The sequence below is a fragment of the Mycobacterium kiyosense genome (genome assembly GCA_021654635.1).
GTDB lineage: Bacteria > Actinomycetota > Actinomycetes > Mycobacteriales > Mycobacteriaceae > Mycobacterium > Mycobacterium kiyosense.
Map to the genome: position 1 here is coordinate 168,651 of AP025179.1, position 26,021 is coordinate 194,671.

Here is a 26,021-nt window from a genome sequence, read left to right on the forward strand (position 1 = left end):
TTCCCCTCAGATCGCTTCGACCTGCCGAGCGGCGGCGCCACCGCCGATCTCCGCATCCCATTAGGAACCCCATGGCACACCATCGATTCATCATCAAGGCGCTGGCCGCCGCGGTCCTGCTGACCACGATCGGCCTCTCGGACGGATGCTCCCGCGCATCCAACTCCTCGTCCTCGGGCTTGCCGTTACGCCTGGGATATCTGACGCGGATCACGCACGCGTCCGCGCTGGTCGGCATCACCGACGGACTGTTCGCCACCGAACTCGGGCCCAAAGTCAAGCTCTCCACCCAGCCGTTCAGCCAGGGCACCGAGGAGGTGACTGCACTGCTGTCCGGACAGCTCGACGCGGCGTACATCGGGCCCAATCCCGTGTTCAACGCCTGGCAGCGATCCGGCGGCACGGCGATCAAGATCGTGTCCGGCGCGGCCAGCGGCGGCACGTCGATGGTCGTCAAGCCCGGCATCAACTCCGCTCAGGACCTGCGCGGCAGGACGGTCGCCGACCCCGCGCTCGGCGGAACCCAGGACGTCAGCCTGCGGGACTGGCTGGCAAGAAACGGTTTGAACGTCAATACCCAAGGCGGAGGGGATGTTTCGATCAAGCCGACCAGCCCCGAATCGGCCATAGTGCAGCAGTTCGTCTCCAACCAGATCGCCGGCGCCATCGACTCGGCACCGTTCGACGTGCAGCTGATCAAGGCCGGCGGGGTGCGACTGTGGTCGGATCCCAACACCATCACGGTGCTGGTGGTACGCCAAGACTTTCTGGCTGCGCACCCGGACGCCGTTGCCGCGCTACTGCGTGCGCAGGTGCAGGCCAACGACAGGATCGCGCGTGATCCGGCGGCGGCCGCGCGGTCGGCCAACACCGCGTTGACCCAATCGCTGGGCAAGGGGCTGGAGCCCGACGTGTTGACCGCGTCGTTCCAGGAGACGACGTTCACCAACGACCCGGGCATGGCCTCGCTGCGCGACCAGGTCAACAAAGCGGTGGCGATCGGCTTACTCAAGCCGCTGGACATCAACGGCTTGTTCGACCAGGGGCCACTCAACGCGGTGCTCGCCGCATCCGGCCGGCCCCAGGTCGCCACATGAACCGGCTCTCTCACCGCACCGGTCTGGCCGTGGTCGAGTCCGCATCCCCGCCCGCCGTGCAGTTGCTCGACGTCACCAAGGGATACCGAACGGGTTCATCGGCGACGCTGGCCCTCGATCGGATCTCACTGTTGGTGCGCAGCGGCGAATTCCTCTGTGTCGTCGGGGCATCCGGCTGCGGCAAGAGCACCCTGCTTTCGCTGATCGCTGGTCTGGACCAGCCGTCGGGCGGGCAGATCGCCACCCGGGGGCGCCGGGTGGCGCTGATGTTTCAGGAACCGGCGCTGTTTCCCTGGCTGACCGCGGCCGGCAATGTCGAGCTGGTGTTGCGCGCGCGCAATCAGCCACGCGCACAACGTAAACAACGAGTGGCGCAACTGCTGGCGACGGTGGGGCTCAGCGACTTCGCCAGGAGCCGACCGCATCAACTGTCCGGCGGGATGCGGCAGCGCGTTGCCCTGGCCCGCGCGCTGGCCCAGGACGCGGATGTGCTCTTGATGGACGAGCCGTTCGGAGCGTTGGATGCGCTGACCCGCGACCGGCTGCACGCGGAACTCGAACACATTGTCGCAGCAAGGGGTCTGACTGTTGTCTTCGTCACGCACAACGTTCGGGAGGCGGTGCGGCTGGCCGATCGGGTGGTGGTGCTCAGTGCAAGACCGGGGCGCATTGTGGCGGAGTTCGAGGTCCCGGTGACACGACCGCGCGAGATCAACACCGCAGCGGTCGCCGAACTCGCTGCACGAATCACCGCACGGCTTCGCGAGGAAGGAGAAAGCTCCGATGGTTGACGCGATGACGCGTGGACATGCCGCAGCGGTGTACGCGTTGCAGGGCAATTGGTTTCGCGGAATGATGTCGTCGCTGCGCGCTAAATTGCTTGCCGTCGCGCTGATTTTGGTGACGTGGCAGATCCTTTACCTCAGCGGCTGGAAATCGCCGGTCGTACTTCCCGGCCCGGCGGCGGTGGTGGCGAACCTGTGCCAGCAGGTGCAGGAACCCCTGCTGTGGCAGGCTGTCTGGACGACGCTGAACCGGGCGCTGCTCGGATTCGGCCTGGCCCTGCTGATCGGAGCAATTGCCGGAGCTCTGGTTGCACGAAATGGTCTGCTGCGGGCCGCGCTCGGCCCGATCATCACCGGCTTGCAGACCATGCCCGCGATCGCGTGGTTCCCCTTCGCCATCATCTTCTTCGGGCTGAACACGTCGGCGATCCTGTTCGTGATCGTCATCGGCGCGGCCCCCTCGGTCGCCATCGGCGTGATGGCCGGCGCCGATCACATCCCGCCGTTGCTGCTGCGTGCCGCCAAGACGATGGAACTGACCGGCGTCGCGCTGTACCGGCACGTGATCGTGCCCGCCTCACTGCCCATGTTCGTCAGCGGACTTCGACAAGGGTGGGCATTCGCGTGGCGCAGCCTGATGGCCGGTGAGCTGGTGGTGCTGGTGAGCAACACCGCCTCGATCGGCGTGCTGCTGGAGAATGCCCAGAACATGGCCGACATGCCGGCGGCGATCGCAATCATGATCGTCATCCTGCTGATCGGCATCGTGATGGATTCCGCCTTCGGCGCCGCCGACCGGCTGATCCGTCGCCGCTGGGGACTGCTGGTGACCGAGCATGGCTGACCCATTCCGGATCTGGGCGTTCGGCGATGCCCATGTGGGAACGGACAAGGCCCACGGCAGAGCGAGCTTGGCCGAGGCGATCTCGCAGTCCGAGTACGGCGGCAACGAAGGTGGGCCGCCGTTCGACTGGGACATCGCGATCGACGTCGGTGACATGTCGGGGGCGCATCATCAGCTACCCGACGATGCCGAAGGTCGGGAGTTGCGCAGGCAGTTCGCGGTCCTGCGGCGCCACCGCCGCGAGGACATCTACAGTGTGTGCGGCAACCACGACCGCAGCGGACTCGACGAACCCGAAGCCTGGTGGTGGCGCAAATGGGTGGATCCATTGGGCGAGCACACCGAATTTTCCGGGGTCGACCCGCGGGCGCGACGCTACCCCGTCCAGGGTGCCTGGCAGCACTACTCGTTTCGCGTCGGCAATCTGCTGTTTCTGATGCTCAGCGACCGCAACGAACCCACCCAGACCGTTGGACGCGGAACTCTGGGCGGCAATCCCGGCGGCGTGGTCAGCGGCGAGACGTTCCGTTGGTGGAAGCGCATGGTGCTGACCAATCCCGACGCGATCGTCGTCACCGTGCACCACTACGTCCTGAAGGACACCACGGTCGCGTCCGGCGAATGGGAAGGAGTGCGCAAGGGACCCGAGGGACGGTGGCGCGAGCACTACCACCGCCCTTTCGAGCAGGGCACCCCACAGGGGGCCTCGTATCTGTATTGGGTTGACAGCCGGCCGGATTCCGGGGTGTTCGAGCGTTTTCTCGCCGAACACCCAGGCCGGGTGGCGTTATGGATCGCCGGACACACCCATACCAATCCCGACGACGACTTCGGTGGCAAGACCCACATCGAACGGCGTTGGGGGACCTGGTTTGTCAACGCGGCTTCGCTGAGCCGCCACCACATGCCGATCACCACGCTGCCGTTGAGCAGACGGTTGACCTTTGTCCCCGGAAGTCGTGAGGTGCGCATCCAGTGCTATCTGCACACCAGCCAGTACGCTCCGCAGGGGTGGTATCCGAAGGCGGAGAAGACCGTCACGCTCAGCACCGAATTCGCCGGACCCGTCGCCGAACCCGTCGCAGGTGCACTGCGCTGAGTCATGATTGACCCGTGCCGGTACGGAAGCTGCGTGACGTCCTGGGTGTCGGTGACTTCGAGCGAACCTTCGAAACGGAGTTGGCCGCACGGTATGAAATCGTGAGGCTGCCCGGCGGAGAACACCGGGCCGCGTATCTGGCCGAGCATGGCCCCGGCGTTCGCGTCGCGCTGACTTCCGGTCCCCCGGGCCTGGATGCCGACACCATGGCCGCGCTGCCCGATCTCGAGGTGATCGTCAACAACGGCGCCGGGGTGGATGCCATCGATCTGGAGGCGGCTCGCCGCCTCGGCATCGGCGTGAGCAACACCCCAGACGTGCTGTCCGACACCGTCGCCGATACCGCGCTGGGCCTGATCCTGATGGCGCTGCGCCGGTTCGGTGCCGCCGACCGGTACGTGCGGGCGGGCCGTTGGGCCGCCGAGGGCCCCTTCCCGTACGCGCGGGACGTCAGCGGGGTCCGAATCGGAATCCTCGGCCTGGGCCGTATCGGCTCGGCCATCGCGACCAGGCTGGCCGGATTCGGTTGCGCCATCGGGTATCACAATCGCCATCGGATCGACGGGTCGGCGTACCGGTATGCCGATTCCCCGGCGCAGTTGGCGCAGTGGGCCGACGTGCTGGTGGTTGCCACCACCGGCGGTCACGGCAACCGCAACCTGGTGGACCGCGCCGTCCTGGACGCGTTGGGCCCCGAGGGCTACCTGGTCAACATCGCCCGCGGCAGCGTCGTCGACGAGGACGCGTTGGTGGAACGGCTGACCAGCGGCCGACTGGCCGGCGCCGGACTCGACGTCTTCGCCGACGAACCCAACGTGCCGCCCGAATTGCTCGACTTGGACAACGTGGTGCTGTTTCCGCACATCGGTAGCGCCACCGCAGAGACCCGGAAAGCGATGGCACTGCTGGCAATCCGCAACCTGGACAGCTACCTGGAAACCGGTGAGCTGGTGACGCCGGTGCTACCGCCACGTCGGTGAGCACGCTTGCCCGAGCCCATCTATGGGTACCCGCCGGGCGAGAACGGATTCGCGGAGGGACGAGATGTCGATATCGGCGGACTGTCCGAAGCGAATGACATTCGGACCCTGCGGCGGCGTGCGACCCGACGGCCAATGCGAAATGCGGGCTGGCGACTGCGCATTCGAGGACGTGGTGCCGTGGACGGGCCCGGTGCCGCGCGCCCGACGCCGTGCGGACGCGGTGCGTGCCCCGTTGATTCTCACCGATTTCAGTTGCACCCCGTTCGATCGCGACGACATCGCCGCGACCGCCGCGCTGCTGGCGCCCGCGTGCGACGCGGTGCTGGTCGGGGAGCATCAGAACAAACCGGATTTTCCGCCGACCCTGATGGGCTCTTTGCTGCTCGACGCCGGCGTGTCTCCGTGGATCACTTTGTCCTGCCGCGATCGCAACCGAGTGGTCCTCGAGCAGGAGCTGAAAGGGTTGCGCAGCATCGGGGTTGACACGGTGCTGTGCGTGACCGGCGACGGACGCGGCTACGACGTACGACCGGACGTCACCCAGACATTCGATCTCGACGGGCCGCGGTTGGTTGCGCTGGCCGCCTCGGTCGGCATGATCGCCGCGGTGCCCGAGACGCCGACGGCTCCGCCCGTTCCGCAGCGACCGGCCCGGCTGGTGCACAAGCAGCGGGCCGGAGCCGACGTGGCGGTGCTCAACCATGTTCCGTACCCGGACATGATCGCCGAGTTCATGAAGTCGGCCCGCTCGGCGGGGCTGTCGATTCCAGTGATCGCGGCCGTGGCGGTGTTCACCGACAGCGTTTCAGCGGCCGTGTTGGAAGGCCTGCCCGGCCTGCGGCTCGACCAATCGGTGACCAGGCAGGTGCTCAACGCCGCCGATCCGGTGGCCGCGGGAATCGCCGCCGCGGTCGAGGAGGCGCGGGCACTGTTGGCCATCGAGGGTGTCGAGGGCGTCAACGTTTCCGGGTTGGCGTCGTCGTCGGGTGCCCGGGTGGGCGCCGAGATCAAGGCGGAGGTCGGCAGGCGAATCAGGGAGGAGGTGGCGTGACCGAGGCGATGGCGGCCGAGTTCGACACGGTCGCGGAATGGACAGCGCAGGTGGCGGTGGATCTCGGACCCGACCACTACGTGCCCGCGGGTTGCCGGGGAAGCGGGAGTCCCGCCGCACTAAATTGGCTGCTCGAGCACATGCGGCTGCCTGCGGACGGGATGCTGCTGGACTCCGGCGCGGGGGTGGGAGGACCCGCGGCCTACGCCGCGCGTGCCCGCTCGCTGCGCCCCGTGCTCGTCGAACCGGAAGCCGGAGCCTGCCGCGCGGCCAAGCGGCTGTTCGGCTACCCGGTGGTGCGCGCCTCCGGATCGGCGCTGCCGATGGCCGACTCGAGCGTGGATGCCGCCTGGTCGCTGGGGGTGCTGTGTACGACGGCCGATCAACTCGATTTCCTCGTCGAGTTGCGCCGCGTGGTCCGGCCGGCCGGGCCGATTGGATTGCTCACCTTCGTCGCCCGCCGGGAATTGCCGGATGGGCAACTCGACGGCAACTACTTTCCGACCGCAGACCGGCTGCGCGAACTCGCCGACAACGCTTCGCTGCGCATCGAGCAATGGCTGACCACGGCGGACCTGCCCGCCATTCCCGACGGCTGGAACGACCGCGTCGACACCGTCACCAGTGTGCTCGGCGAGCGGTACGGGCATACCGAAGCGTGGCAGCTCGCCGAGCGGCAGAGCTCGGCGATCGGCGGGCTGCTCGAAGACGGGTCCCTGACCGGCGAACTGCTGGTGCTGCGTCGCCGGTGAGTGTCACAGCCGACCGAGCAGTTCGGCTTTCTTCGCGGCGAACTCCTCGTCGGACAGGATTCCCCGTTGGTGCAGCCCGGCGAGGGATTCGATCGCCGCGACGATGGCGCCGGGATCGGTGCCCGACGCGGTCGCGGGGACTGCTGCGGTGGCGCGGTTTGGGGCGCCGGGGCGGGGGGGCGTGCCGGGGAGCCGCCGGGGCGGCATGGGCCGCCTGGGCGGCGGGGGCAGCGGGGGCAGCCGTCGGCGTCTCGGCCACCTGCTGCGCACCGAGTTCACGCAGACTCGACACGTCGAAGGTGCCGAATTGGCTGGTGAACTGCACCGTGCCGGTGCCACGCCCCTGCTGTTGTTGCACACCGGTGATCTGGTGGTCACCAGTGTCGAAAACCCTTACCGCGCCGTTGATTTGGATGGCCAGACGCCTGGTGTTCGGGAACACCGCGTACCTGGTGTCGTTCTGCCCGCCGGCCGAACTGGGCACGCCCAGGTCCGCCGGCCACCAGTTCGACGAGGTGAACCCGGCCTGGGCGCCCGTGGCTGAGCCACGAAACACGGTGGTGGTGGCGATCAGCTGGGACAGCTCGTTGCACAGCGCGTCGACGCGCGCTTTGAGCGCGTTGTCGAACATGTTGCCCACCATCGTCATCCCGCCCCGCATCCACTGCCCGGTCCCGCCGAGCTCGGGGATGGAGAACTGTGCCATGGTGCCGCCGCCGGTGTGGATGGCGAACAGCATGGCCAGCACCGCTTCGCGGGACAGTCCGTGGCGCTGGGCGATCTCGGTGATGGCGCTTTCGGCTTCCGGGGTGACCGTTGCCTGCATAATCGTGAATCTTTCGTCTTCGTGCGTGGTCGGGGATTCGCTGTGAAGCCTAGATACCCATTTCGCTGACCGCACACGCCACCGAACTCAGACGGCTGATTTCTCCAGCACATGGACGCCGCAGGCCGAGCCGAGGCCGATCACGTGGGCCAGTCCGACCTTGGCGTTCTCGATCTGGCGGTCGCCGGCCTCACCACGCAGGTGGTGACAAACCTCCCAGATGTTGGCGATACCGGTAGCCGCGATCGGGTGACCTTTGGACTGCAGACCACCGGAGACGTTCACCGGCGTCGAGCCGTCGCGCCAGGTGGCGCCGGACTCGAAAAACGCTGCGGCGCCACCCTCTTCGCACAACATCAGGTTGTCGTAGTGCACCAGCTCGGCGGTGGCGAAGCAGTCGTGCAACTCCACCAGGTCCAAGTCCTCGGGGCCGATACCGGCCTGTTCGTAGGCGGTTTTGGCGGCGTTGCGGGTCAGCGTGTTGACGTTGGGCAGCACCTGGCAGCCCGGTTCGTAGGGGTCGGTGGTCAGCACCGACGCGGACACCTTCACCGCGCGGCGGCGCTGTTCGAGCGACAGCGACTTCAGCGTCTCCCCGTTGCACACGATCGCGGCCGCGGCGCCGTCGCAGTTGGCCGAGCACATCGCCCGGGTGTTCGGATAGGCGATCATCACGTCGTTCATGATCTGCTCGAGGGTGAACCGTTTCTGGTATGCCGCAAGCGGATTCAGCGTCGAGTGGGCGTGGTTCTTCTCGCTGATCCTGGCGAACAGTTCGAAACTGGTGCCGCCGTACTTGTGGCCGTACTCGGTGCCGATCTGGGCGAACACCCCGGGCATCGCCTCGGTGCCGATCCGCCCGTCCACGGGTGCGACCGCGCCATAACGGCCCTTGGGCGCCCAAACGTCGGAGTCTGCCTTTTTCGCCCCGCCCGCGCCGAGCAGGCCGGCGCCGGAGAGCTTCTCCACGCCGACGGCCATGCCGTAGGTGACCTCGCCGGCTTTGACGGCCATGATGGCGGTCCGCAGCGCGGTCGCCCCCGTCGCGCACGCGTTGGCCACGTTGTACACCGGGATGCCGGTCTGGCCTATCTGTTTCTGCAGCTGTTGACCGATCCCGGCGTTGGCCGCCATCAGGTTGCCGGCCGCCAGCACGCCGATGTCGGCCATGGTCAGGCCGGCATCGGCGAGCGCCCCGGTGGCGGCCTGTGCCGCAAGGTCGACGGTGTCCAGATCCGGGTGCTTTCCGAACTTGGTCATCGTGATTCCGAGGATCCAGATTTCGTCGCTGGCGCCCATCATCGCTCCTTCGTCAGATGTCGAGATCTATGCGGGCTCGAACCCGAAGCCGATCGCCTCGGTGCCCGCGGAATCGGTGCCGACCGGATAGGTGGTCAGGCGCACCTTCATCCCGTCGCGGACATGCTGGGGATCGGGTTCGACGTTCACCAGGTTGGCGCGGACCTGCGTCCCGTCGCAGTCCACGACGGACGCGACGAAGGGCGTGGGGATCCCCGGGGCGGCGAAGGTGACGATGGTGAAAGTCCGTACCGTGCCCTCGGTTGCGACCGGGACGGTCTTGAACTCGTTCTTGAAGCAGCCGGCGCAGGCATTGCGGCGGTCGAAGTACCGGGCGCCACAGCCGGCGCATTCCTGTGCGACGAGATGAGGCTCGCCCTCGTCGAGCACCAGATAGTCGACCAGCGGGATTTGTGTAGCCATGAAAACCTCCGTCAACGTCCCGGGTCGACCGTGCCGGTCATTCGCCCGAATGCAGCGTACAAATCGTTGCGACCAGCGATACCGGCGCCCCGGGACGCCACTCCGACGCGACTGGACGAATTGCATAAAGCGTCTAGTCATGCTGTATAATCAGCGGGAATCGCGTGTGTGGCGCGGACCAGTCGCGACGATCCGTGGGATCCGAACGCTTACCGGAACGCGAGAGGCTGGGGATGGATGACAACGTGGCACGGGCCGGCGTCTTCCACGGGATCGACCGTGATGTCCTGGCTGAACTCGACAAATCGCTGCCGTGGGTGACGTTCGCCCGGCGACAGACGATCTTCGTGGAAGGTCAGGCGGGCGACTGCCTGTACATCATCGCCGAGGGCAAGGTGAAGATCGGCTGCAAGGGCCGCGACGGCCGTCAGACCCTCATCACCCTGCTGGGCCCGTCGGACATGCTCGGTGAACTGTCGATCTTCGACCCGGCGCCGCGATCCTCCACCGCCGTAGCCCTGACCCGGGTGCGCGCCGTCGTCATGGCGGGCGACACGCTACGGGCGTGGGTCGGGGAGCGTCCGGAGATCGCCGACCAACTGCTGCGACTGCTGGCCCGCCGGATACGGCGAACCAACGATATCGTCTCGGATCTGGTCTTCAACGACGTACCGGGGCGGGTGGCGCAGCAATTGCTGTTGCTGACAAAGCGATTCGGTGTCCGCGCCGGAACTTCCTGGCGGGTCGACCACGGGCTGTCCCAGGAGGAGATCGCCCAGCTGGCCGGCACATCACGCGAGACGGCGAACAAGGCCCTGACGGATTTCGTCGAGTCGGGTTGGATCACGATCGAGAGCAAGTCCGTCCTGATCCACGATTTCGAGCAACTGGCCGCCCGGGCGAGCAGCACCGTCTCGCCGGTGCGCGGTGCTTGAGGCGAACCGGGCGAGCGCCGTTAAGTCTTGACCGCCGTCAGGTAGCCCGAAGCCTCGCCGAATGACGCAAGATCGTCGTCGGGAACCGTGAAACCCTCTGCGGCATAAGCCTGTTCGGTGGTTTTGACAGTCACCCGCCAGCCGTGCCCGGTGAGGTAGTCGGCGGCCGTGTTGCGGTCACCGGTGTAGAACAGCGAGGCCAGATCGATGTTCGAGCCGATCCGCCGCGAGCGCTCGGTGAGCTTATCGGCCCAGTTCGGCGCGATCCGGCTGAAGTCCATGTGCTCGGTTGCCAGCCGGCTGCCGGGCGCCGACAACGCGGAAACGTTGTCGAACAAGCGATCCTGCGCCTCGGCGGGCAGATAGACCAGCAGGCCCTCGGCGATCCAAGCCGTCGGCCGGCCGGTGTCGAATCCCGCTTCCCGCAAGGCCGACGGCCAGTCTTCGCGCAGATCGATCGCCACCGTGGTGCGCAGCGCGGCGGGTTCCGCACCGAGGTCGGCCAGCGTGCGGGTCTTGAATTCGACGACCTCGGGCTGGTCGATCTCGTACACGGCGGTGCCGGCCGGCCACGGCAGTCGATAGGCTCGCGTATCCAGGCCGGAGGCCAGGATCACCACCTGCCGGACTCCGGCCTGGGTCGCCTCGATGAAGAAGTCGTCGAAAAACCGGGTGCGGACGGTGATCTGTTCGGTTATCGCCGTCCGATTCAGCAGCGGATCGTCGGCGCCGTCGATCTCTCCGTCGACAAGCTTGACGAACGTGTCGACGCCTACCGCGCGCACCAGCGGGGCAGCCCACGGGTCGTTCAGCAGTGGCTGTGGGCCCTGCGATGCGATGGCACGCGATGCGGCGACCGCCGTCGCGGTGGCGCCCACGCTCGATGCCAGATCCCAGGTGTCGTTGTCAGTTCGGGCCATGATCCCACCCCTCTCGCGGACAGTACCGCTTAGTTAGCTCATTTAACTTCTCTTTCCACCCTACGCCGGTGTGCGCCGGCGCGTGGTCTGGTGCCAAGGTGGTCAGGTAGACAAGGCACACAGGGAAGGCTTGCAGTGACGTCCAATCTGTTGTCCCGGCGCGATCTCGAGTTCCTGCTCTTCGAATGGCTGGCAGTGGAGAACCTGACCACCCGGGACCGCTTCACCGAGCATTCCCCGCAGACGTTCGACGCGCTGCTCGACCTCTGCGAAGACCTGGCGACCCGCTACTTCGCGCCGCACAACAAGAAGAACGACGCCAACGAGCCCACGTTCGACGGCGAACGGGTCACCGTCATACCCGAGGTGCAGCAGGCGCTGGAGGCCTTCGCCAAGGCCGACCTGCTGGCCATGAGCATGGATCATGCGCTGGACGGATGGCAGCTGCCGACGGTCGTCGCCGGGGCCGGGCTGGCGTTCTTTCACGCGGCGAACGTGGCGACGGCCGGGTACGTGCTGCTCAGCCTGGCCAACGCGAACCTGTTGGCGCACTACGGCACCGCGGACCAGATCGAGCGGTTCGTCAAGCCGACGCTGACCGGCCGCTTCACCGGAACCATGTGTCTGTCCGAGCCGCAGGCGGGTTCGTCGCTGGCCGACATCACCACCCGCGCCGAACCGCAGGACGACGGCAGCTATCGCCTGTTCGGCGCCAAGATGTGGATCTCCGGTGGAGATCACGAACTCTCGGAGAACATCGTGCATCTGGTGTTGGCCAAGATTGCCGGTGCACCACCCGGGACCCGAGGAATCTCGTTGTTCATCGTTCCGAAATTCCTTGTCGGCGAAGATGGTTCGGTCGGTGAGCGCAACGACGTCGTACTCGCCGGACTGAACCACAAGATGGGCTTTCGCGGCATCACCAACACCGCGCTGAACTTCGGCGAGGGCCGTCATCAACCCGGCGGTCGACCGGGAGCAGTGGGTTACCTTGTCGGGCAAGAACATCGCGGCTTGACCTACATGTTCCACATGATGAACGAGGCACGGCTCGGCGTCGGGCTGGGTGCGATCGCCCTGGGTTACACCGGGTATCTGAAGGCGCTGCGGTACGCGCGGGAGCGTCCACAGGGCCGGCCGGTGACCGCGAAGGACCCGGCACTGCCGCAGGTGCCGATCATCGATCATCCCGATGTCAAACGAATGTTGTTGGCGCAGAAGTCTTATGTGGAAGGGGCGCTCGCGCTGGCACTCTACTGTGCCCGCCTGGTAGACGTGCAGGCCAGCCCGGAATCGGGGGCCGAGTCCGAAGCTGCGGGGCTGCTGCTGGACATCCTGACCCCGGTGGCCAAGAGTTGGCCCTCACAGTGGTGCCTGGAAGCCAACAACCTGGCGATCCAGGTACACGGCGGGTACGGATACACCCGCGAGTACGACGTAGAGCAGCACTACCGGGACAACCGCCTCAACCCGATCCACGAAGGCACCCACGGCATTCAGAGCCTGGACCTACTGGGCCGCAAGGTAACTCAGCACGGCGGCGCCAGTCTGGTGGAGCTGACGAAGGTCGTTTCCGCGACGGTGGCCAGCGCGGCCGCGCTGGCCGGCGAGGCGGCCGACCTGGCGACGCAACTCGACCGGGCCTGGCAGCGCCTGGTGGACGTCACCGCGTCGATGTTCGCAGCGGGCGATGTGGAAGCGGCCCTGGCCAACAGTGCGGTCTACCTCGAAGCCTTCGGGCATCTCGTCATCGCCTGGACCTGGCTCGAACAGCTGGTTGCCGCGCACGGTCGTGACGGCGACTTCTACGAAGGCAAGCGGCAGGCGGCCCGCTACTTCTTCCGCTACGAATTGCCCAGAACCGGGCCGCAACTGGACCTGCTGGCCAGTCTGGATCGCACCACGCTGGAGATGCGGGACGCCTGGTTCTGAGGTCAGGATGAGCAGCATGTCGAACGGATTCGACGTACGCGGCCGCGAGCTGCGCGCCGGCGAACTCGCCGCTTGGCTGTCCGAACACAGTCTGGGTAATCGATTCGGCCTGGATGTGCTGGGCAGCACGCCGAACCACGACTCTGAAGCCGTCGCGCTGGCGATCGTCGCCGCCGACGGCGAGGGCCGCTACATCGAGGTCAGCACGCTGACCCCCGATGACGAGGCAGCGCTGTCGTCGTGGCTGGCCGATCTGGGGCCACCGAAGGCCGTGCACGACGTCAAGGCGGCGATGCACGCGCTGGCCGGCCGCGGGTGGACGCTGCGCGGTGTCACCTCGGACACCATGCTGGCGGCGCACCTGCTCCATCCGGAGCGCCGTGGCCCGGCGCTCAACGACCTGCTGATGCGCCACATGCGCTGCGCCTTGCCCGCCGCGGCGGCCGAACCGGACCGTTCGGATGCCGGCCCGCCCGAGGCGTTGATCCTGCGGACCTGCGCCGTGCTCGACCTCGCCGACGTGCTGGACGAGGAGTTGGCGCGTATCGACTCGTCCGCACTGCTGGGCCGGGTCGCACTGCCGGTACAGCGGGTACTGGCCGGTATGGAGCGCACCGGCATCGCGGTGGATCACGCCTCGCTGGCCCGCGGCGCAGCGGCCATGCCGCCGAATTCGGTTGCCCCCGATGGTCGTATCCATGCCACGTTCGATCAGACCGGCACGGTCACCGGCGCCGTCACGTCGACCGACCCCGACCTGCGCGCCGTCACCCGCGAGGCGTTGGTACCCGGACCCGGGTATGCCGAACTGATGAGCGCCGGCTACCGCGAACTCGAGAGCCGCATCATCGGCCAGCTGAGCGGGGGTGCGGACGATCAGGCCGACCAGGCGCGCGAGGCGGGTTACGCCGCCACGCTACTGGGCCGCAGGCGCTACCTGCCCGACCTAAACAGCCGCGACCCCGCGGCACGGCAGGCCGCCGAACGCGACGCGCTGGCGATGGTCGTCCAGGGCAGCGCGGCCGACATCGTCAACACCGCGATGGTCGACATCGACGAGGCGCTCACCGCCATGGGCCTGAGTTCCCGCCTGCTGCTGCAGGTGGACCAAACACTGGTCTTCGAGGTCGCCGACGGCGAGCGTGACGCACTGACCGAGCATGTCCGCGAATGTCTGGCCGGGTCGTACTCTTTCGATGCGCCGCTTGATGTTTCGATCGGATGCGGATTGACCTGGGCCGCCGCTGATTCCGGCAGGTTGGCGAGGTAATCCCCCGCACTTTCAACCTATACCGCAGGTGGGGGCTTGCGGCAAGACCCGGTTGATAATGCAAACTCGCTGGCCGAGAGCAGAACTGAAGCAACCGGGGGGTTGAAGAATGCGAGTTTGGCAGCACCGGGGTCGAGCGTGCGACCACGCGGTGATCATTGTCGGAGCGGGTCCGACCGGGCTGATGCTGGCCGGTGAACTGGCATTGGCCGGTGTGGATGTCGCCGTTGTCGAACGACGTGCAAACCAGGAGTTGGTTGAATCGCGGGCGGGCGGCTTGCATTCGCGCAGCTTGGAGATCCTGGATCAGCGCGGCATCGTCGACCGGTTTCTCAGCGTCGGCCAGGTATCCCAACTGGCTGGGTACGCGCAGATTCGCCTGGAAATCGGCGATTTACCAACTCCGCATCCGTATGGGCTTGCATTGTGGCAGCGGGAGATCGAGCGCATCCTCGCCGAATGGGTGGATGAGCTCGCGGTACCGATCCGGCGTGGCAGCGACGTGACCGGTGTCGCCCAGCACGGCACCGGGGTCGACGTTCGACTATGCGATGGAACCATGCTGCGTGCGCAGTACGTCGTAGGGTGCGATGGCGGTCGCAGTGCGATTCGCCGCGCCGCCGGAATCGAGTTTCCGGGTTGGGACCCGACGACGAGCTACCTGATCGCCGAGGCCGAGCTGGCCCCTGGTGCCCAACCGCCGTGGGGTATCCACCGCGACGCGCTGGGCATCCACGCGTTGAGCCGCACCGGCGACGCGGGACCCGCGCGGATCATGGTGACGGAGCCCAGGATCGGTGCTTCCTCCGGGCCGACCCTTGCTGACCTGCGCGAGGGCCTGGTGGCGGTGTTCGGCTCAGATTACGGAATCCACAGCATCCGTTGGATTTCCAGATTCAGCGACCTGGCCCGGCAGGCTGCGGCATACCGCGACGAGCGAATTCTGTTGGCCGGAGACGCCGCGCACGTGCACCATCCGATCGGCGGGCAGGGCCTCAACACTGGTCTGCAGGACGCCGTGAACCTGGGCTGGAAGCTGGCCCAGGTGGTCAACGGGGGTGGCCTCCGATACGCTGCTGGATACCTATCACAGCGAACGGCATCCGGTAGCGGCGCGGGTGCTGCGCAACGCGGTGGCGCAGATGGCATTGCTACGCCAAGACGACCGCACCCGCGCCGTGTACGACACCGTGTCCGACCTGCTCTCAATCGACCAGGCCCGCAAACAATTCGGCGCGATGATGTCAGGACTCGACATACGCTACGACCTCGGCGAGGGGGCACCCGCTGCTGGGCCGGCGCATGCCCGACCTCGAATTGCGCACCGGCGGCGGCCGAACGCGGCTCTTCACGCTGCTACACGACGCGCGGCCGGTCCTGCTCAACCTGGGCGACCCGGGCGAGGTCGGCCAAGCGTCGCATCGCGTGCGGCTGGTACACGCGAAAAGCGATGTAAATTGCGAACTTCCGGTGCTCGGCAGGGTCGAGTCACCCACCGCCGTACTGATCCGTCCCGACGGACACGTCGCCTGGGTGGGTATGGGCTCCGATCGCGGTCTGGTGGCCGCAGTCAGCCGTTGGTTCGGGACGGGCTAACCGGCGCCCATCTGATCGAGCACCGCGACCTCGACGGGCACCCCGGTCAGCCAGGACATGCCGGCCAGTGCCTCGAGGTCCGCGGGGTTGCTGGACGTCAGTTGGTTGACGTTGGCACCGCCGGCCCGGTTGGCCAATTGCCAGCTGCCGGTGCCCTTGTGGCCCCAGCCGTGGGGCACGGCGACGGTGCCGGGGACGAGGTCGGTGGTCACGGTGACCGCGATGGCGATCTGCCCGAAAGGCGAACGCACCGTCACGGTGTCGCCCTCGCCGATCCCCCGCCGCGCCGCGTCGTCGGCGTGCATGAGCGCCCGCTGAGACCGGTTGCCGCGCATCAGCAGTGGCGAGTTGTGCAGCCACGAATTCTCCGAGCGGGATTCGCGCATCCCGATGAGCCGCAGCGGGTAGTCCGGCGACCAGGTACGCCGCGACATCGCGACCAGCTCGGATTCGACGTCGTTGTGGTGCAGACGTATTCGGCCGTTACCGTATGCCACCACCTCGTTGAGCACGCCGGTGCGCAGGTGCGGTGCCACGACCACCCCGTGGGGATGCCGCTCGGCGAGGCGCCGGAAAGTCAGGCCACTGCGGCGAAGGCCGAACCTGTTCCCGCCTTCGGACATCCGAATCATCATGTCGACAACCGGTCGTGGCTGCATCTGCCTGCCCACGGCGGCCAGCGTGCGCCGCAGCGTGGACAGTGCGGCGAAGGCGGGGGTGCGGGCCGGTATCCGGCTGATCAGGTCGGTGATGATGTCCCATTCGGTACGGGCCTGACCCACCGGTTCGACTACCGCCTCGGTGACTTGGCGAAACGGTGTGGCCTGGAACGTCTGGAAGGTGAGGGCGAAGTCGTCGCGCTCGTACATGGTGGTGACGGGCAGAACGTAGTCACAGTGTGCGGTCGTCTCGTTGACGTACAAATCGAGGCCGACCATCAAATCCAGCTCGTCGACCGCGCGCTCCAGTTCGTCGCCGTTGGGCACCGACAACACCGGGTTACCCGCTCCGACGAACAGCGCGCGGATCTGCCGCGTGCCGGGAGTAGTAATTTCCTTGGCCATCAGCGCAGCCGGTTCCGCCCCGATTGCAGTGCCGAACCCGCCGACACGGGTGCGGTTGCGCTGGTAGGAACGCCGCAGCGACCAGCCCATCAGCTTCAGGCCCCACTTTTGTCCCGGCATGCCCAGGGTGCCGAAGACGCTGCCGCCGGGACGGTCGAGGTTGCCGGCGATCAGGTTGACCGCATCGATGAGGTAGGTAGTGAGCGTGCCCTGCCGGCCCACGCAGGTGCCCAGGCGCCCGTACAACGCAGCCCGCGGTGTGTTCGCCAGTGTCCTGGCCAGGTTTCGCACCGTCGCGGGAGGGATTCCGGTGCGGGACTCAGTTTGTTCGGGGGTGAACGGCGCAGCTTGCGCCCGCAACCAGTCGACGCCGTCGGCCCGAGTGGCGACGTCGTCGGCCAGTCCTTCGGTGAACATCACCTGCAGCAGGGACAGCAACAGGTACGCGTCGGAATCCGGAACGATCCCCAACCATTCGAACTGCGCCGCGGTCTCCGAGCGGCGAGGGTCGACCACGATCACCCGACCACCGCGCTTGACGATGTCGTGCAAGCGGTCATTGATGCGCGGCGCGGTCAGGAAACTACCATGCGACACAATGGGATTCGCGCCCATCAGGACCAGCAGATCGGTGCGCGTCAAGTCGGGGATCGGCACCGACATCGGCGATCCGTAGAGCAACTGGCTGGCGATGAGCCGGCTGCTGGTGTCCTGCGACGACGAGGTGAAGAAGTGGCTGTGCCGGCCGATGCCCTTGATGAACGACATCGCCCCGAACAGATGCGAGTAGCTGAACGCGGCCGGATTGCCCAGGTACCACCCGAACGCCCCGGAACCATGCCGGCGGTGGATCGCTGCCACCCGGGCGGCGATGTCGTCCAGCGCGGTCTCCCATGTCACCGGCTCGAAGCCGGAAGCGGTGCGGCGTAACGGGGTCTGCACGCGGTCGGGGTCGTTGACGACTTCGGTAAAGGCGATGCCCTTCTGGCAGGCGAAGCCGGCGGACAACGGATGCTGTTTGTCGGGTCGCAGCGACACCAGCTTGCCGTCCTCGACCGTGGCCACCATGCCGCACAAGGGTTCGCAGATGCGGCAGAACGTGGGTTTGTGGACGCCCTGGCCAGCCATCCTCGGAATCGTACTGTATGTATTACAGTATTTCCGCTGGTCCCGCCGGGTCCAGCGCCCCGGCGGCCAGCGCGGCCGCGTTGATCTCGACGAGAACCTCACGCAGGTGGTCGAGTTCGGTGAGTTCGACGCCGAGGCGTTCGACGACGGCCGCCGGAACGTGCAGCGCCTGCCGGCGCAGCTCGCGGCCCTGACGGGTCAGCTCCACCTGGGTGGCCCGTTCGTCGGTAGCGCTGCGGGTGCGAGTGATCAGGCCTTGGGCCTGCAGTCGTTTGAGCATCGGCGACAAGGTGGCCGAGTCCATCTGCAGCAGCGCCGCGATGTCTTTGACGGACAGCGGGTTTCCGTCGGACTTGGCGTTGTCCCACAGCGTGAGCATCACCAGGTACTGCGGATGCGTCAGGCCGAGCGGCTCGAGCAGCGGTCGGTACACCGCCAGGACGGCGCGGTTGGTGACCGCCAGCGCAAAGCAGACCTGACGTTCCAGCGACAGCGGGTCGATGTCGGCGACTTTCGCAGCCATGTGGGTGGCCCTTCTCACTGTCAGAACGGGCTGCTGTTCGCCTGCCACTCGGCCGACTCCGGTCGGGGTCCGTAGCGTCGCACGTAGTCCTCGTGAATACGAGCGTCCTTCTCGCGCTTGAGCACATCGACCAGGTTGGGGTCGAGTCCGTGCTGGAGCAACCGGTGCCGCCGCCACACCTTGTTCAACGCGAATGCGATCAGCAGGGCCCAGATGTAGATCGGGACCGTCATCTCCGTGTGTACGTACAGCGACGCCGGCAGGAGCCAGAACGGGGCGAGCACGAAGAGCGGCGGAATCGCCATCCGGATCATGTGACGGCGAACGGCACCCTTGCCGGACAGGTCATTTGCCACCCAATCCCCCATGGAGTCGGGCAGCACCCGCCCGTATGAATACCCGAGGTATTGCCAGAAATTGGGGCGGGCGGAGGCCATGATCGCTCCTGCGGCTCGGTGACGGTGGATACCACTCATTGTATGCCATTAGTTAGGGCACTAACTATATTGCTCGCGTCACATGCCTAGTAGACGTCGCGCAGGTAGCGGTGATCCTTGATCAATTGGTTGACATACGCATGGGCCGCGTCGGTGTCGAGATTGCCGCACCGAGCCACGATGCCGTGCAGCGCCGCGTCGACGTCCTTGGCCATCCGCTCGGCATCGCCGCACACGTAAACATGTGCGCCGTCTTGCAACCAATCGAAGAGTTCAATGGCGTTCTCCCACATACGTTGCTGCACATACATTTTCGGGCAGCCGGCACGGCCCTCGCGGGAGAACGCCAGGTCCAGGCGGGTCAGCGTGCCCGAGTCGCGGAACCCCTCCAGTTCCTCGCCGTAGAGAAAGCTGGTGGCGCGTCGACGATCCCCGAAGAACAGCCACGACCGTCCCGTCGCGCCTGCTGCTTGGCGCTCTTGCAGAAACGCGCGGAATGGGGCGACGCCCGTGCCGGGACCGATCATGATGATCGGCACGTCGCCGGCGGGCAGTCGGAATGTGTGGTTGGGGCGTAGGTGGACTTGCACCTCGCCGCCGCGGTCCGATAGAAACGTCGACGCCACCCCGCCGTACTCGCGATCGGCTAGGTGATAGCGCACGGTGGCCACCGTCAGGTGGATGTGGTCGGGGTGGACCAGTGGGCTGGAAGCGATGGAGTAGTCGCGGAATTGCAGCGGACGCAGGGTGTCGAGGACGTCGTCCACCGACAGCCCGCCGAGCCGGATCAAGTCGAGCACATCCTTGCCGTACCACCACGAACCGGGGATGGGGACGGCATCAGCGCTGAGCGCGACCGCCGCGTCGAGGTCCGGTATGCGCGCGGCCGCCAGCGTGCGCAGCGCCCGCGACGGTGTCCGGATTTCCAGCGCCCCGCCGAGCAGCGCACCGAGCGGTTGGTCGCCGTCGAGAACCGGGTAATCGGCACCGACCCCGAGTTCGGCGAGAATCGCTTTGACCAGGCTGGGATCGTTGGTGGCGTGCACGGCCAGCGAATCGCCTGCGGTGTAAGCGATCTCAGATCCGGTCAGGTCCAGCTCATAGTGGCGGACTTCCTTGTCCGAACCCGGCGCGGTGAGTACCCGGTTGACAACCAGGCGCGCGCTGACGGGTGCATGGCTGCGGTCGCGTCGGCTCGTCTCGACGGCTTCCGAGACTGGCGGCTCGGGTCCGGACACCACCGTGCCGGCGTCCTCGGAGGCCAGCAATTTGACCAGGTCGGCGGTCCACGCGGCGGCGGGTTGCTCGTAGGGACCGTCGATGTCGACGCGTTCGGCCAGTCGGCTTCCGCCCAGGGTCGCGAGGCGCTCGTCGAGCAATCGGCCGGCGTTGCAGAACAATTCGTAGCCGCTGTCGCCCAACGCCAGCACCGCGAACTTCAGATGCTCGAGCCGGTCGGCGTCATCGGCGCTGATGGCCTCCCAGAATAGTGTTGCGTTGTCCGGGAATTCGCCTTCCCCGAAGGTCGAGGTGACCACCACGAAATGGGTGGCGGACTGCAGGTCGCCCACCTCGATCTGGTTGAGTTCGATCGCGGTGACGCCGGTGCCGACTGCGTCCTCGAGCGCCTCGGCGAACGACAGGGCGGCGTCCTCGGCGTTGCCCATGTCGCTGCCGTACCCGATGACGATCGTGAAGTCTGCGGCCATGCCCGGTAGCCTATATTAGGTAAGGCTAACCACACTAGGCCGGGTTACGCCAGGTCGGCGGCTACCTGCTCCAGGGCCTTCAGATGGGCGTCGACGCCGACCAAGCCGGCGCGCATGGTGTTCACCGAGACGTGCGTGGCACCCGCGGCCTGCCACGCGGCGAGGTCGGTGGCCGCCTTATCGCGGTCGCCGGACCAGCTGACCCGGCCCTCCATCCCCAGGTCCGCGGCGGTCCGGCCGGCCGCCGCTGCGGCACGCTCCACCCGTTCCCGCGCCTGGTCGAGCGATGGCCCGGGCTCCAGCATCGGGAACCAGCCGTCCGCGAGCCGCCCGGCGCGCTCGTAGGCGCGATCGCTGGCCGCACCGAACCACACCGGGATGGGTTGCTGGGTGGGCAGCGGCGCCAAGCCGGCGCCGGTGACCGTGTGATACTGACCTTCGAATGTGACCGTTCGTTGCGTCCAGAGCTGTCGCATCAATTCGACCTGCTCCTCCGAGCGCCTGCCGCGGTTGGTGAAACGCTCGCCGAGGGCCTCGTATTCTACTGTATTCCAACCTAATCCGACGCCCAGCCGAAACCTGCCGCCGGTCAGCAAGTCAACCTCGGCCGCCTGCTTGGCCACCAGCGCCGTCTGCCGCTGCGGCAGGATTATGACGCCGGTGACGAGCTCCAGCGAAGTGATCGCGGCCAGATAACCGAAGACGACGAACGGCTCGTGAAATGTCGAGTCGATGTCGTACGGGCCCTGCCAGCCCTGGTGCACCGTTGGGTCGGCGCCCAGCACATGGTCGTAGGCGAGGATGTGGGTGAACCCCAGTTCCTCGACGCGTTGACCATAGGCACGGATAGCGGCCGGATCTCCGCCGAGTTCGGTTTGCGGTAAGACGACTCCAATACGCATTCCGCGTGCAACCTCGTCGCACCGCATATCCTTCCCGCGCAACCCAAGTACCCCCCGCGCAACCTCACTGGGGCGGCCTGCGCGCGAATTGCGGCGCACGTTCGGACCGTAGACCAACCCCGACGGCGTAGGCGGGCACCGCCGACAGCGCCGGAAACCGGCCGAACACCGCGGCGACCGCACGCTGCGCCCGCGGAGATAACTCCGGCACCTCGCCCTTGAGCACGATATTGCTCAGCGCCCGGTGCGCCAGGAGCTGGATGGACTGGGTGACGACCGCCGGCAGGTTGCGCCGGCGCTGCACGGCGGCCAAGTCGGATTCGCGTACCCGATGGGCGGCCAGCGGCGCGGCCAGAATGCCGGCGGCGGCCACCGCGTCGGCCACGGCGAGATTGATGCCGACCCCGCCGGCCGGCGACATGGCGTGGGCTGCGTCTCCGATGCACAGCAATCCGGGCCGGTGCCAACGACGCAGCCGGTTGACCCGGACGTCGAGGATCTTGACGTCGTCCCAGGACTTCAGGGAGTCCGCCGACGCTTCGGGCACGAGCTCGGCGACCTCGGAACGGAAGGTATCCAGTCCGCGGGCGTGCAGCTGCTGCTCCCCGCCTTTAGGTAGGAAGCAGCCCGCCTGGAAGTATCCTTCGCGCGGGATGAGGATCAATGCCCGGCCCGGCGAAACACGCGGTGTCAGTTGGTAATTGATCTCGGCGACGGCGTCGAGCCGAAACCAGCCCACATCGAACGGTACGGCGAATTCCCGGGGAACCAGGCCGGCTTCGCGGCGCACGTCGGAGGTACGGCCATCGCACGCGACCGTCAGATCGGCCCGAAGTTCGCCGTCGCCGTCGGGACCCCGGTAGCGCACACCGGTGACCGTGTTCCCGTCTTTGAGCAGTCCGGTCACCTCGGTGCTCATCCGCAGCGTGAACGACGGCTCGGCTCGACCTGCGTCGGCCAGCAAATTGAGCAGGTCCCACTGCGGAACCAGTGCGATGTATGGATGCGGTTGCCGCAGCCGGCGGAAGTCGACGACCGTGACGGTGCGGCCACCGAAGTCGAAGGCCGCCTTTTCCAGTTTGCTGTGGCGCAGTGCGTCGAATCGGGGAAACAAGCCGAGGTCGTCGAGCAGGCGCAGGGTGACCGGGTGGACGGTGTCGCCACGGAAGTCGCGCAGGAAGTCGGCGTGCTTCTCGAACACGGTGACCTCGATGCCGGCCCGGGCCAGCAGCAGTCCCAGCACCATGCCGGCTGGTCCGCCGCCGGCGATCGCGCAGGTCGTCGTTGCAGTTGGCGTCATGGCTCGTTCCATTTCTCTCGGGTTGCGGCGGCACGGACGAACGCGTCGGCGAATACCTCGCACACCACGTCCAGGTTGGGCAGGTCGATGAGGTCGGTGCGCTCGGCCAGTGGGCGCATGAACAGGTGAATCATCATCGGGGCCATGAGTTGCTGAATCAGCAGCGGCAGCGGCAGATCACGAAGGCGCCCCGCGGCGACTTCGGCGGACAGCCATCCGCCGAGTAGTCCCAGCATGCGCGGAAAGGCATGGCTGGTAAGGGCTTTGACGGCGGGGCTGGACGGGCGTGCGAAGACTTCGGCGAACATGGCGGGCACCACGCGCGGGCGCCGGGCCAGCGCACGGGCCAGCACGGTGTAGAGGCCCAGTACCCTATCGCGCAGGCCGCCTTCGGCCGGCCGGGCGAAGAATTCCTCGAGGTCCGCGACGGGACTGTGCCGCTCGAAGACCGCACGCAGCAGGCCGTCGCGGGTGCCGAAGTTGGCGTAAAGGCTGGGCACTGAGCAATGTGCGCGCAGTGCGATAGCTTCCAAAGTGGCTGCCGCCAAGCCGTTTTCCTCGATGAGCGCCGCGGCTGCGTCCGTGGCGCGAATGCGGATCGGAACGCCGCCGGGGTCCACGCCGCGGCTACGGACGGCCTCGTCCAGTGTGGCGCGCGAACCACCCAACCGGCGCAGCAAGGTGCTGCGCGACATCCCGGCGTGCCGGGCGATTACCGCGACCGGAATGTCGGCGACGCCTTTGCCGAGCTCCTCGGATGCGCGCAGCGCGGCTTCGATCGCGGCCCTGGGAATCGGCGCGGTCGGTTCGGGTTCGCCGCGCATCGTTGCACCCACTCCATCGAATGAAACACAAATATATTGTGCTCTTATTAGAGTATCAGACTTATCTGGTCGGAGGCGCGGGCGTCCGTCGGGCCTATGGTCGGATGGTGACGATCAGCTACGACGATGCGCTGCGCGTGCAGATCCGAGCGCGGTTGGCTCAGCACGACCGGCGCGTGGTGACCGATCCCACCAAGCGGCATGCGGCTGTGGCGGTGGTGCTCGTCGACTCCGAGTTGGGTGAGGACCGGGTGGATCCGGCGCCGGTGGATGATTGGATCGCCGATCGGCCGATGCCCGGCGGGCTGGACGGCCATATGGTCGACGTGGCAGGAGGCGCCTCTTTTCTGTTGTGCCGCCGAACATCTCGGCTGTCGTCGCACGCGGCGCAGTGGGCTCTACCGGGCGGCCGGCTCGATCCCGGTGAGACCGCGATCGATGCGGCGTTGCGCGAATTGGACGAGGAGCTTGGAGTCAGGCTTTCCGAATCGTCGGTATTGGGCCTGCTCGACGACTACCCGACGCGGTCAGGTTACGTGATCACCCCGGTGGTGCTGTGGGGTGGCGGCCGGGTCGAACTGCATCCCGCTCCCGACGAGGTGGTGGCGGTCTACCGGGTGGGTTTGCACCAGTTGCTGCGTGAGGATTCCCCGCGTTTCATCACGATCCCGGAGAGCCCGCGGCCTGTCGTCCAAATCCCGCTCGGCAACGACTTGATCCACGCCCCCACGGGTGCGGTGCTGCTGCAGCTGCGGTGGTTGGGTCTGGAGGGTCGGCACGACCCGGTCGACGAGCTCGAGCAGCCGTTGTTCGCCTGGAAATAGGCGGCGACACCTAGTTTGTCGCTGGTGGTGGTTGGGGTTGGAAGGGTGGGTACCACCACCGGCTGGCGCGTTCGCCGGTGGTTCCGATGCAGGGTTTCACCACAGGTGGTGGAGTGGTGGGGGTCCGGGCCAGCGATCCTGCGGGCAGGGTCGGTGTGGGCGGGGCCGGTCAGGGTGATGACGCCGTGGTGGTGCAGCCGGTGGTGGTACGGGACAGACCACAGCTCCTCACGCTCGATCTCAGCCACGATCTGCACCACCCGCCCATCGATGGCATTGCGCTGCCCGGTCAGCTCCGCCAACTCCTCAAACAACCCCTCCAAACGCTGCGCAGGAGTGACCGCCACAGGCTCAACAAGGGTCGACGAAGACATAACCCCATCAAAACAGGGGGCACCGACAACCAAGGCTGAGCTGCATCTGAGCCGCGCACCAGGTACGTGCCGTGGCCCTCGACGACCAGATCGCCGCTGAACCGCAGGACTTCGCTGACCAGACCGTCGTCCTGGTTCCGGTCTGGTGGCGCAACCCGGTGAGCAATGTGTGCGGTGGGATCTTGACGAACGACCCGAGCTCCCGCGCGGTCCGCCCGGGACGCCTGACCGGGTTGCGGCGGCCCGCGGCAGCACCGCCGACCGGGTGCTGTAGAAACACTTTGTGCAGGCCAACCCGCAGGACGGCGCCTCGACGCGGCGTCGCCGTACTTCGTTCGCGACGAAAACAGTTATGTACCAACGGCAATCGCACGAGGCGGCTGGGGTCCCTCGCTCAGTGGCCACGTCGTCGGTGGACTGCTCGGCTGGGCGGCCGAACGCGCCGTCGACGATCCGCAGTTCCACCCCGCGCGCTTGACCGTCGACCTGCCCCGGCCCACCGTGTTCCAGCCGATCGAGGTGCACACCCGGGTGCTGCAGGATCGCCGCCGGCTGAGACTCATCGAGGCGGTGCTCACCCAGGACGGCAACACTGTGGCACAGGCGAGCGCGCTGTTCTTGAGGCGTGGCCCACAACCGGATGGCGAGGTGTGGTCGATGCCGGTGCAAATGCCGGCGCTGCCTGCCGGAAGAGACGACGTCCAGTCGTTGTTCATCCGCACCTACGGCTGGGGTAGCGAGATTCAGAATCCCGATCCCGGCTGGACGGACGAACTGGGGCCGAAATACACCTGGCTGCAGGAAACCCGACCGCTGCTCGACGCCGAACCGATGACCGCCTTCACACGGGCGGCGATGGCCGGCGACATCACCGCCTCGATCGCCAACTGGGGCAGCAGGGGTTTGCAGTTCATCAACGTCGACTACACCCTCACCTTGAGTCGGCTGCCGCGAGGATCCGAGCTCGGGCTGGCCTCGGTTACGCATTACAGCGAAGACGGCGTAGCCACCGGGTCGACGGTACTCGTCGACCGCGATGGCCCGATCGGCAACGGCGTTTCGATCGCCATCGCCCAGTCCGGCTTTCGCCCAAGCTCCGGACCGGTCGTAGCTTGACGACGATC

Annotated in this window: 23 protein-coding genes and 3 pseudogenes; 14 read left to right on the forward strand and 12 right to left on the reverse strand. The window is 66.9% G+C overall.

Going from position 1 to position 26,021, the window contains the following annotated elements; translation table 11 throughout:
- Window positions 1-71: 71 nt before the first annotated feature.
- The 7 genes from L6444_RS00825 (at window position 72) to L6444_RS00855 (ending at window position 6,611) form a co-directional block, all read left to right on the forward strand.
- Entirely contained in the window at window positions 72-1,097 is a 1,026-nt protein-coding gene (locus tag L6444_RS00825; protein ID WP_236979621.1) for an ABC transporter substrate-binding protein, read from the forward strand.
- A gap of 56 nt (window positions 1,098-1,153) precedes the next feature.
- Entirely contained in the window at window positions 1,154-1,888 is a 735-nt protein-coding gene (locus L6444_RS00830) for an ABC transporter ATP-binding protein (RefSeq protein ID WP_309297864.1), read from the forward strand.
- Window positions 1,881-2,726 carry an ABC transporter permease gene (locus L6444_RS00835; RefSeq protein WP_236979625.1) on the forward strand — a complete coding sequence of 282 codons (846 nt, stop codon included), beginning with the start codon at window positions 1,881-1,883 and terminating at the stop codon, window positions 2,724-2,726. The genes L6444_RS00830 and L6444_RS00835 overlap by 8 nt, the downstream gene beginning before the upstream one ends.
- Window positions 2,719-3,825, forward strand: coding sequence for a metallophosphoesterase (locus tag L6444_RS00840; RefSeq protein ID WP_236979627.1), 1,107 nt, complete (start codon window positions 2,719-2,721; stop codon window positions 3,823-3,825). The genes L6444_RS00835 and L6444_RS00840 overlap by 8 nt, the downstream gene beginning before the upstream one ends.
- Window positions 3,826-3,839: 14 nt before the next feature.
- Complete coding sequence (locus tag L6444_RS00845; RefSeq protein WP_236979629.1) at window positions 3,840-4,805, forward strand: 2-hydroxyacid dehydrogenase; 966 nt, start codon at window positions 3,840-3,842, stop codon at window positions 4,803-4,805.
- A gap of 64 nt (window positions 4,806-4,869) precedes the next feature.
- Window positions 4,870-5,859, forward strand: a complete 990-nt coding sequence (locus L6444_RS00850) for a methylenetetrahydrofolate reductase C-terminal domain-containing protein (protein WP_255731132.1) — start codon at window positions 4,870-4,872, stop codon at window positions 5,857-5,859.
- Entirely contained in the window at window positions 5,856-6,611 is a 756-nt protein-coding gene (locus L6444_RS00855) for a class I SAM-dependent methyltransferase (protein WP_236979638.1), read from the forward strand. The genes L6444_RS00850 and L6444_RS00855 overlap by 4 nt, the downstream gene beginning before the upstream one ends.
- Before the next feature lie 3 nt (window positions 6,612-6,614).
- Here the strand turns inward: L6444_RS00855 and L6444_RS00860 are convergent, their stop codons facing one another.
- The gene (locus L6444_RS00860; RefSeq protein WP_236979640.1) at window positions 6,615-6,818 is read right to left on the reverse strand and encodes an SHOCT domain-containing protein; all 204 of its coding nucleotides are present in this window, start codon (window positions 6,816-6,818) and stop codon (window positions 6,615-6,617) included.
- A 206-nt stretch (window positions 6,819-7,024) separates the two neighbouring features.
- Between L6444_RS00860 and L6444_RS00865 the strand changes: the two genes are divergently transcribed.
- The gene (locus L6444_RS00865) at window positions 7,025-7,483 is read left to right on the forward strand and encodes a hypothetical protein (protein WP_236979642.1); all 459 of its coding nucleotides are present in this window, start codon (window positions 7,025-7,027) and stop codon (window positions 7,481-7,483) included.
- 41 nt (window positions 7,484-7,524) lie between these two features.
- Here the strand turns inward: L6444_RS00865 and L6444_RS00870 are convergent, their stop codons facing one another.
- Entirely contained in the window at window positions 7,525-8,736 is a 1,212-nt protein-coding gene (locus L6444_RS00870; protein WP_236979644.1) for a thiolase family protein, read from the reverse strand.
- A 27-nt stretch (window positions 8,737-8,763) separates the two neighbouring features.
- On the reverse strand, window positions 8,764-9,159 hold the full coding sequence (locus L6444_RS00875) for a Zn-ribbon domain-containing OB-fold protein (RefSeq protein ID WP_236979652.1): 396 nt from the start codon (window positions 9,157-9,159) through the stop codon (window positions 8,764-8,766).
- A gap of 233 nt (window positions 9,160-9,392) precedes the next feature.
- On the opposite strand from L6444_RS00875, the gene L6444_RS00880 reads away from it, so the two are divergent.
- On the forward strand, window positions 9,393-10,094 hold the full coding sequence (locus L6444_RS00880) for a Crp/Fnr family transcriptional regulator (protein ID WP_236979654.1): 702 nt from the start codon (window positions 9,393-9,395) through the stop codon (window positions 10,092-10,094).
- A 20-nt stretch (window positions 10,095-10,114) separates the two neighbouring features.
- Here L6444_RS00880 and L6444_RS00885 read toward each other — a convergent pair whose 3' ends face one another.
- On the reverse strand, window positions 10,115-11,014 hold the full coding sequence (locus L6444_RS00885) for a class I SAM-dependent methyltransferase (protein WP_236979656.1): 900 nt from the start codon (window positions 11,012-11,014) through the stop codon (window positions 10,115-10,117).
- 135 nt (window positions 11,015-11,149) lie between these two features.
- Between L6444_RS00885 and L6444_RS00890 the strand changes: the two genes are divergently transcribed.
- From L6444_RS00890 to L6444_RS00900, 3 genes and pseudogenes are all read left to right on the forward strand, one after another.
- Complete coding sequence (locus tag L6444_RS00890; RefSeq protein WP_236979657.1) at window positions 11,150-12,946, forward strand: acyl-CoA dehydrogenase; 1,797 nt, start codon at window positions 11,150-11,152, stop codon at window positions 12,944-12,946.
- A 25-nt stretch (window positions 12,947-12,971) separates the two neighbouring features.
- Window positions 12,972-14,216 (forward strand): annotated as a pseudogene (locus L6444_RS00895) (DNA polymerase); the annotation flags it as partial.
- Between the two features lie 109 nt (window positions 14,217-14,325).
- A pseudogene (locus L6444_RS00900) lies at window positions 14,326-15,812 on the forward strand (FAD-dependent monooxygenase).
- Here the strand turns inward: L6444_RS00900 and L6444_RS00905 are convergent.
- From L6444_RS00905 to L6444_RS00935, 7 genes are all read right to left on the reverse strand, one after another.
- Entirely contained in the window at window positions 15,809-18,004 is a 2,196-nt protein-coding gene (locus tag L6444_RS00905; protein ID WP_236979661.1) for a molybdopterin-containing oxidoreductase family protein, read from the reverse strand. The pseudogene L6444_RS00900 and the gene L6444_RS00905 overlap by 4 nt on opposite strands.
- A 22-nt stretch (window positions 18,005-18,026) precedes the next feature.
- Complete coding sequence (locus L6444_RS00910) at window positions 18,027-18,527, reverse strand: MarR family winged helix-turn-helix transcriptional regulator (RefSeq protein WP_236979663.1); 501 nt, start codon at window positions 18,525-18,527, stop codon at window positions 18,027-18,029.
- Between the two features lie 20 nt (window positions 18,528-18,547).
- The gene (locus L6444_RS00915) at window positions 18,548-18,964 is read right to left on the reverse strand and encodes a DUF5313 domain-containing protein (RefSeq protein WP_236979665.1); all 417 of its coding nucleotides are present in this window, start codon (window positions 18,962-18,964) and stop codon (window positions 18,548-18,550) included.
- 86 nt (window positions 18,965-19,050) lie between these two features.
- Window positions 19,051-20,673, reverse strand: coding sequence for a diflavin oxidoreductase (locus tag L6444_RS00920; protein ID WP_236979666.1), 1,623 nt, complete (start codon window positions 20,671-20,673; stop codon window positions 19,051-19,053).
- A 44-nt stretch (window positions 20,674-20,717) separates the two neighbouring features.
- Window positions 20,718-21,575, reverse strand: a complete 858-nt coding sequence (locus tag L6444_RS00925) for an LLM class F420-dependent oxidoreductase (protein WP_236979668.1) — start codon at window positions 21,573-21,575, stop codon at window positions 20,718-20,720.
- Between the two features lie 64 nt (window positions 21,576-21,639).
- The gene (locus L6444_RS00930; protein WP_236979675.1) at window positions 21,640-22,875 is read right to left on the reverse strand and encodes an FAD-dependent oxidoreductase; all 1,236 of its coding nucleotides are present in this window, start codon (window positions 22,873-22,875) and stop codon (window positions 21,640-21,642) included.
- Complete coding sequence (locus tag L6444_RS00935; protein WP_370653135.1) at window positions 22,872-23,669, reverse strand: TetR/AcrR family transcriptional regulator; 798 nt, start codon at window positions 23,667-23,669, stop codon at window positions 22,872-22,874. The genes L6444_RS00930 and L6444_RS00935 overlap by 4 nt, the downstream gene beginning before the upstream one ends.
- Before the next feature lie 137 nt (window positions 23,670-23,806).
- Here L6444_RS00935 and L6444_RS00940 point away from each other — a divergent pair, with 137 nt between their 5' ends.
- On the forward strand, window positions 23,807-24,523 hold the full coding sequence (locus tag L6444_RS00940) for an NUDIX hydrolase (RefSeq protein WP_236979679.1): 717 nt from the start codon (window positions 23,807-23,809) through the stop codon (window positions 24,521-24,523).
- A gap of 212 nt (window positions 24,524-24,735) precedes the next feature.
- On the opposite strand, the pseudogene L6444_RS30960 reads toward L6444_RS00940, so the two are convergent.
- Window positions 24,736-24,897: pseudogene (locus tag L6444_RS30960) on the reverse strand (hypothetical protein); the annotation flags it as partial.
- A 366-nt stretch (window positions 24,898-25,263) separates the two neighbouring features.
- Between L6444_RS30960 and L6444_RS00950 the strand changes: the two are divergent.
- Entirely contained in the window at window positions 25,264-26,013 is a 750-nt protein-coding gene (locus L6444_RS00950; protein WP_236984548.1) for a thioesterase family protein, read from the forward strand.
- Window positions 26,014-26,021: the final 8 nt, after the last annotated feature.

Excerpts from the sequence above, each read along its gene's own strand:
- L6444_RS00825 (WP_236979621.1), top strand. The coding sequence starts at position 72 with ATGGCACACCATCGATTCATCATCAAGGCGCTGGCCGCCGCGGTCCTG.
- L6444_RS00835 (WP_236979625.1), top strand. The coding sequence starts at position 1,881 with ATGGTTGACGCGATGACGCGTGGACATGCCGCAGCGGTGTACGCGTTG.
- L6444_RS00840 (WP_236979627.1), top strand. The coding sequence starts at position 2,719 with ATGGCTGACCCATTCCGGATCTGGGCGTTCGGCGATGCCCATGTGGGA.
- L6444_RS00850 (WP_255731132.1), top strand. The coding sequence starts at position 4,870 with ATGTCGATATCGGCGGACTGTCCGAAGCGAATGACATTCGGACCCTGC.
- L6444_RS00860 (WP_236979640.1), bottom strand. The coding sequence starts at position 6,818 with ATGCCGCCCCGGCGGCTCCCCGGCACGCCCCCCCGCCCCGGCGCCCCA.
- L6444_RS00865 (WP_236979642.1), top strand. The coding sequence starts at position 7,025 with ATGGCCAGACGCCTGGTGTTCGGGAACACCGCGTACCTGGTGTCGTTC.
- L6444_RS00870 (WP_236979644.1), bottom strand. The coding sequence starts at position 8,736 with ATGGGCGCCAGCGACGAAATCTGGATCCTCGGAATCACGATGACCAAG.
- L6444_RS00875 (WP_236979652.1), bottom strand. The coding sequence starts at position 9,159 with ATGGCTACACAAATCCCGCTGGTCGACTATCTGGTGCTCGACGAGGGC.
- L6444_RS00880 (WP_236979654.1), top strand. The coding sequence starts at position 9,393 with ATGGATGACAACGTGGCACGGGCCGGCGTCTTCCACGGGATCGACCGT.
- L6444_RS00885 (WP_236979656.1), bottom strand. The coding sequence starts at position 11,014 with ATGGCCCGAACTGACAACGACACCTGGGATCTGGCATCGAGCGTGGGC.
- L6444_RS00905 (WP_236979661.1), bottom strand. The coding sequence starts at position 18,004 with ATGGCTGGCCAGGGCGTCCACAAACCCACGTTCTGCCGCATCTGCGAA.
- L6444_RS00910 (WP_236979663.1), bottom strand. The coding sequence starts at position 18,527 with ATGGCTGCGAAAGTCGCCGACATCGACCCGCTGTCGCTGGAACGTCAG.
- L6444_RS00915 (WP_236979665.1), bottom strand. The coding sequence starts at position 18,964 with ATGGCCTCCGCCCGCCCCAATTTCTGGCAATACCTCGGGTATTCATAC.
- L6444_RS00920 (WP_236979666.1), bottom strand. The coding sequence starts at position 20,673 with ATGGCCGCAGACTTCACGATCGTCATCGGGTACGGCAGCGACATGGGC.
- L6444_RS00925 (WP_236979668.1), bottom strand. The coding sequence starts at position 21,575 with ATGCGTATTGGAGTCGTCTTACCGCAAACCGAACTCGGCGGAGATCCG.
- L6444_RS00930 (WP_236979675.1), bottom strand. The coding sequence starts at position 22,875 with ATGACGCCAACTGCAACGACGACCTGCGCGATCGCCGGCGGCGGACCA.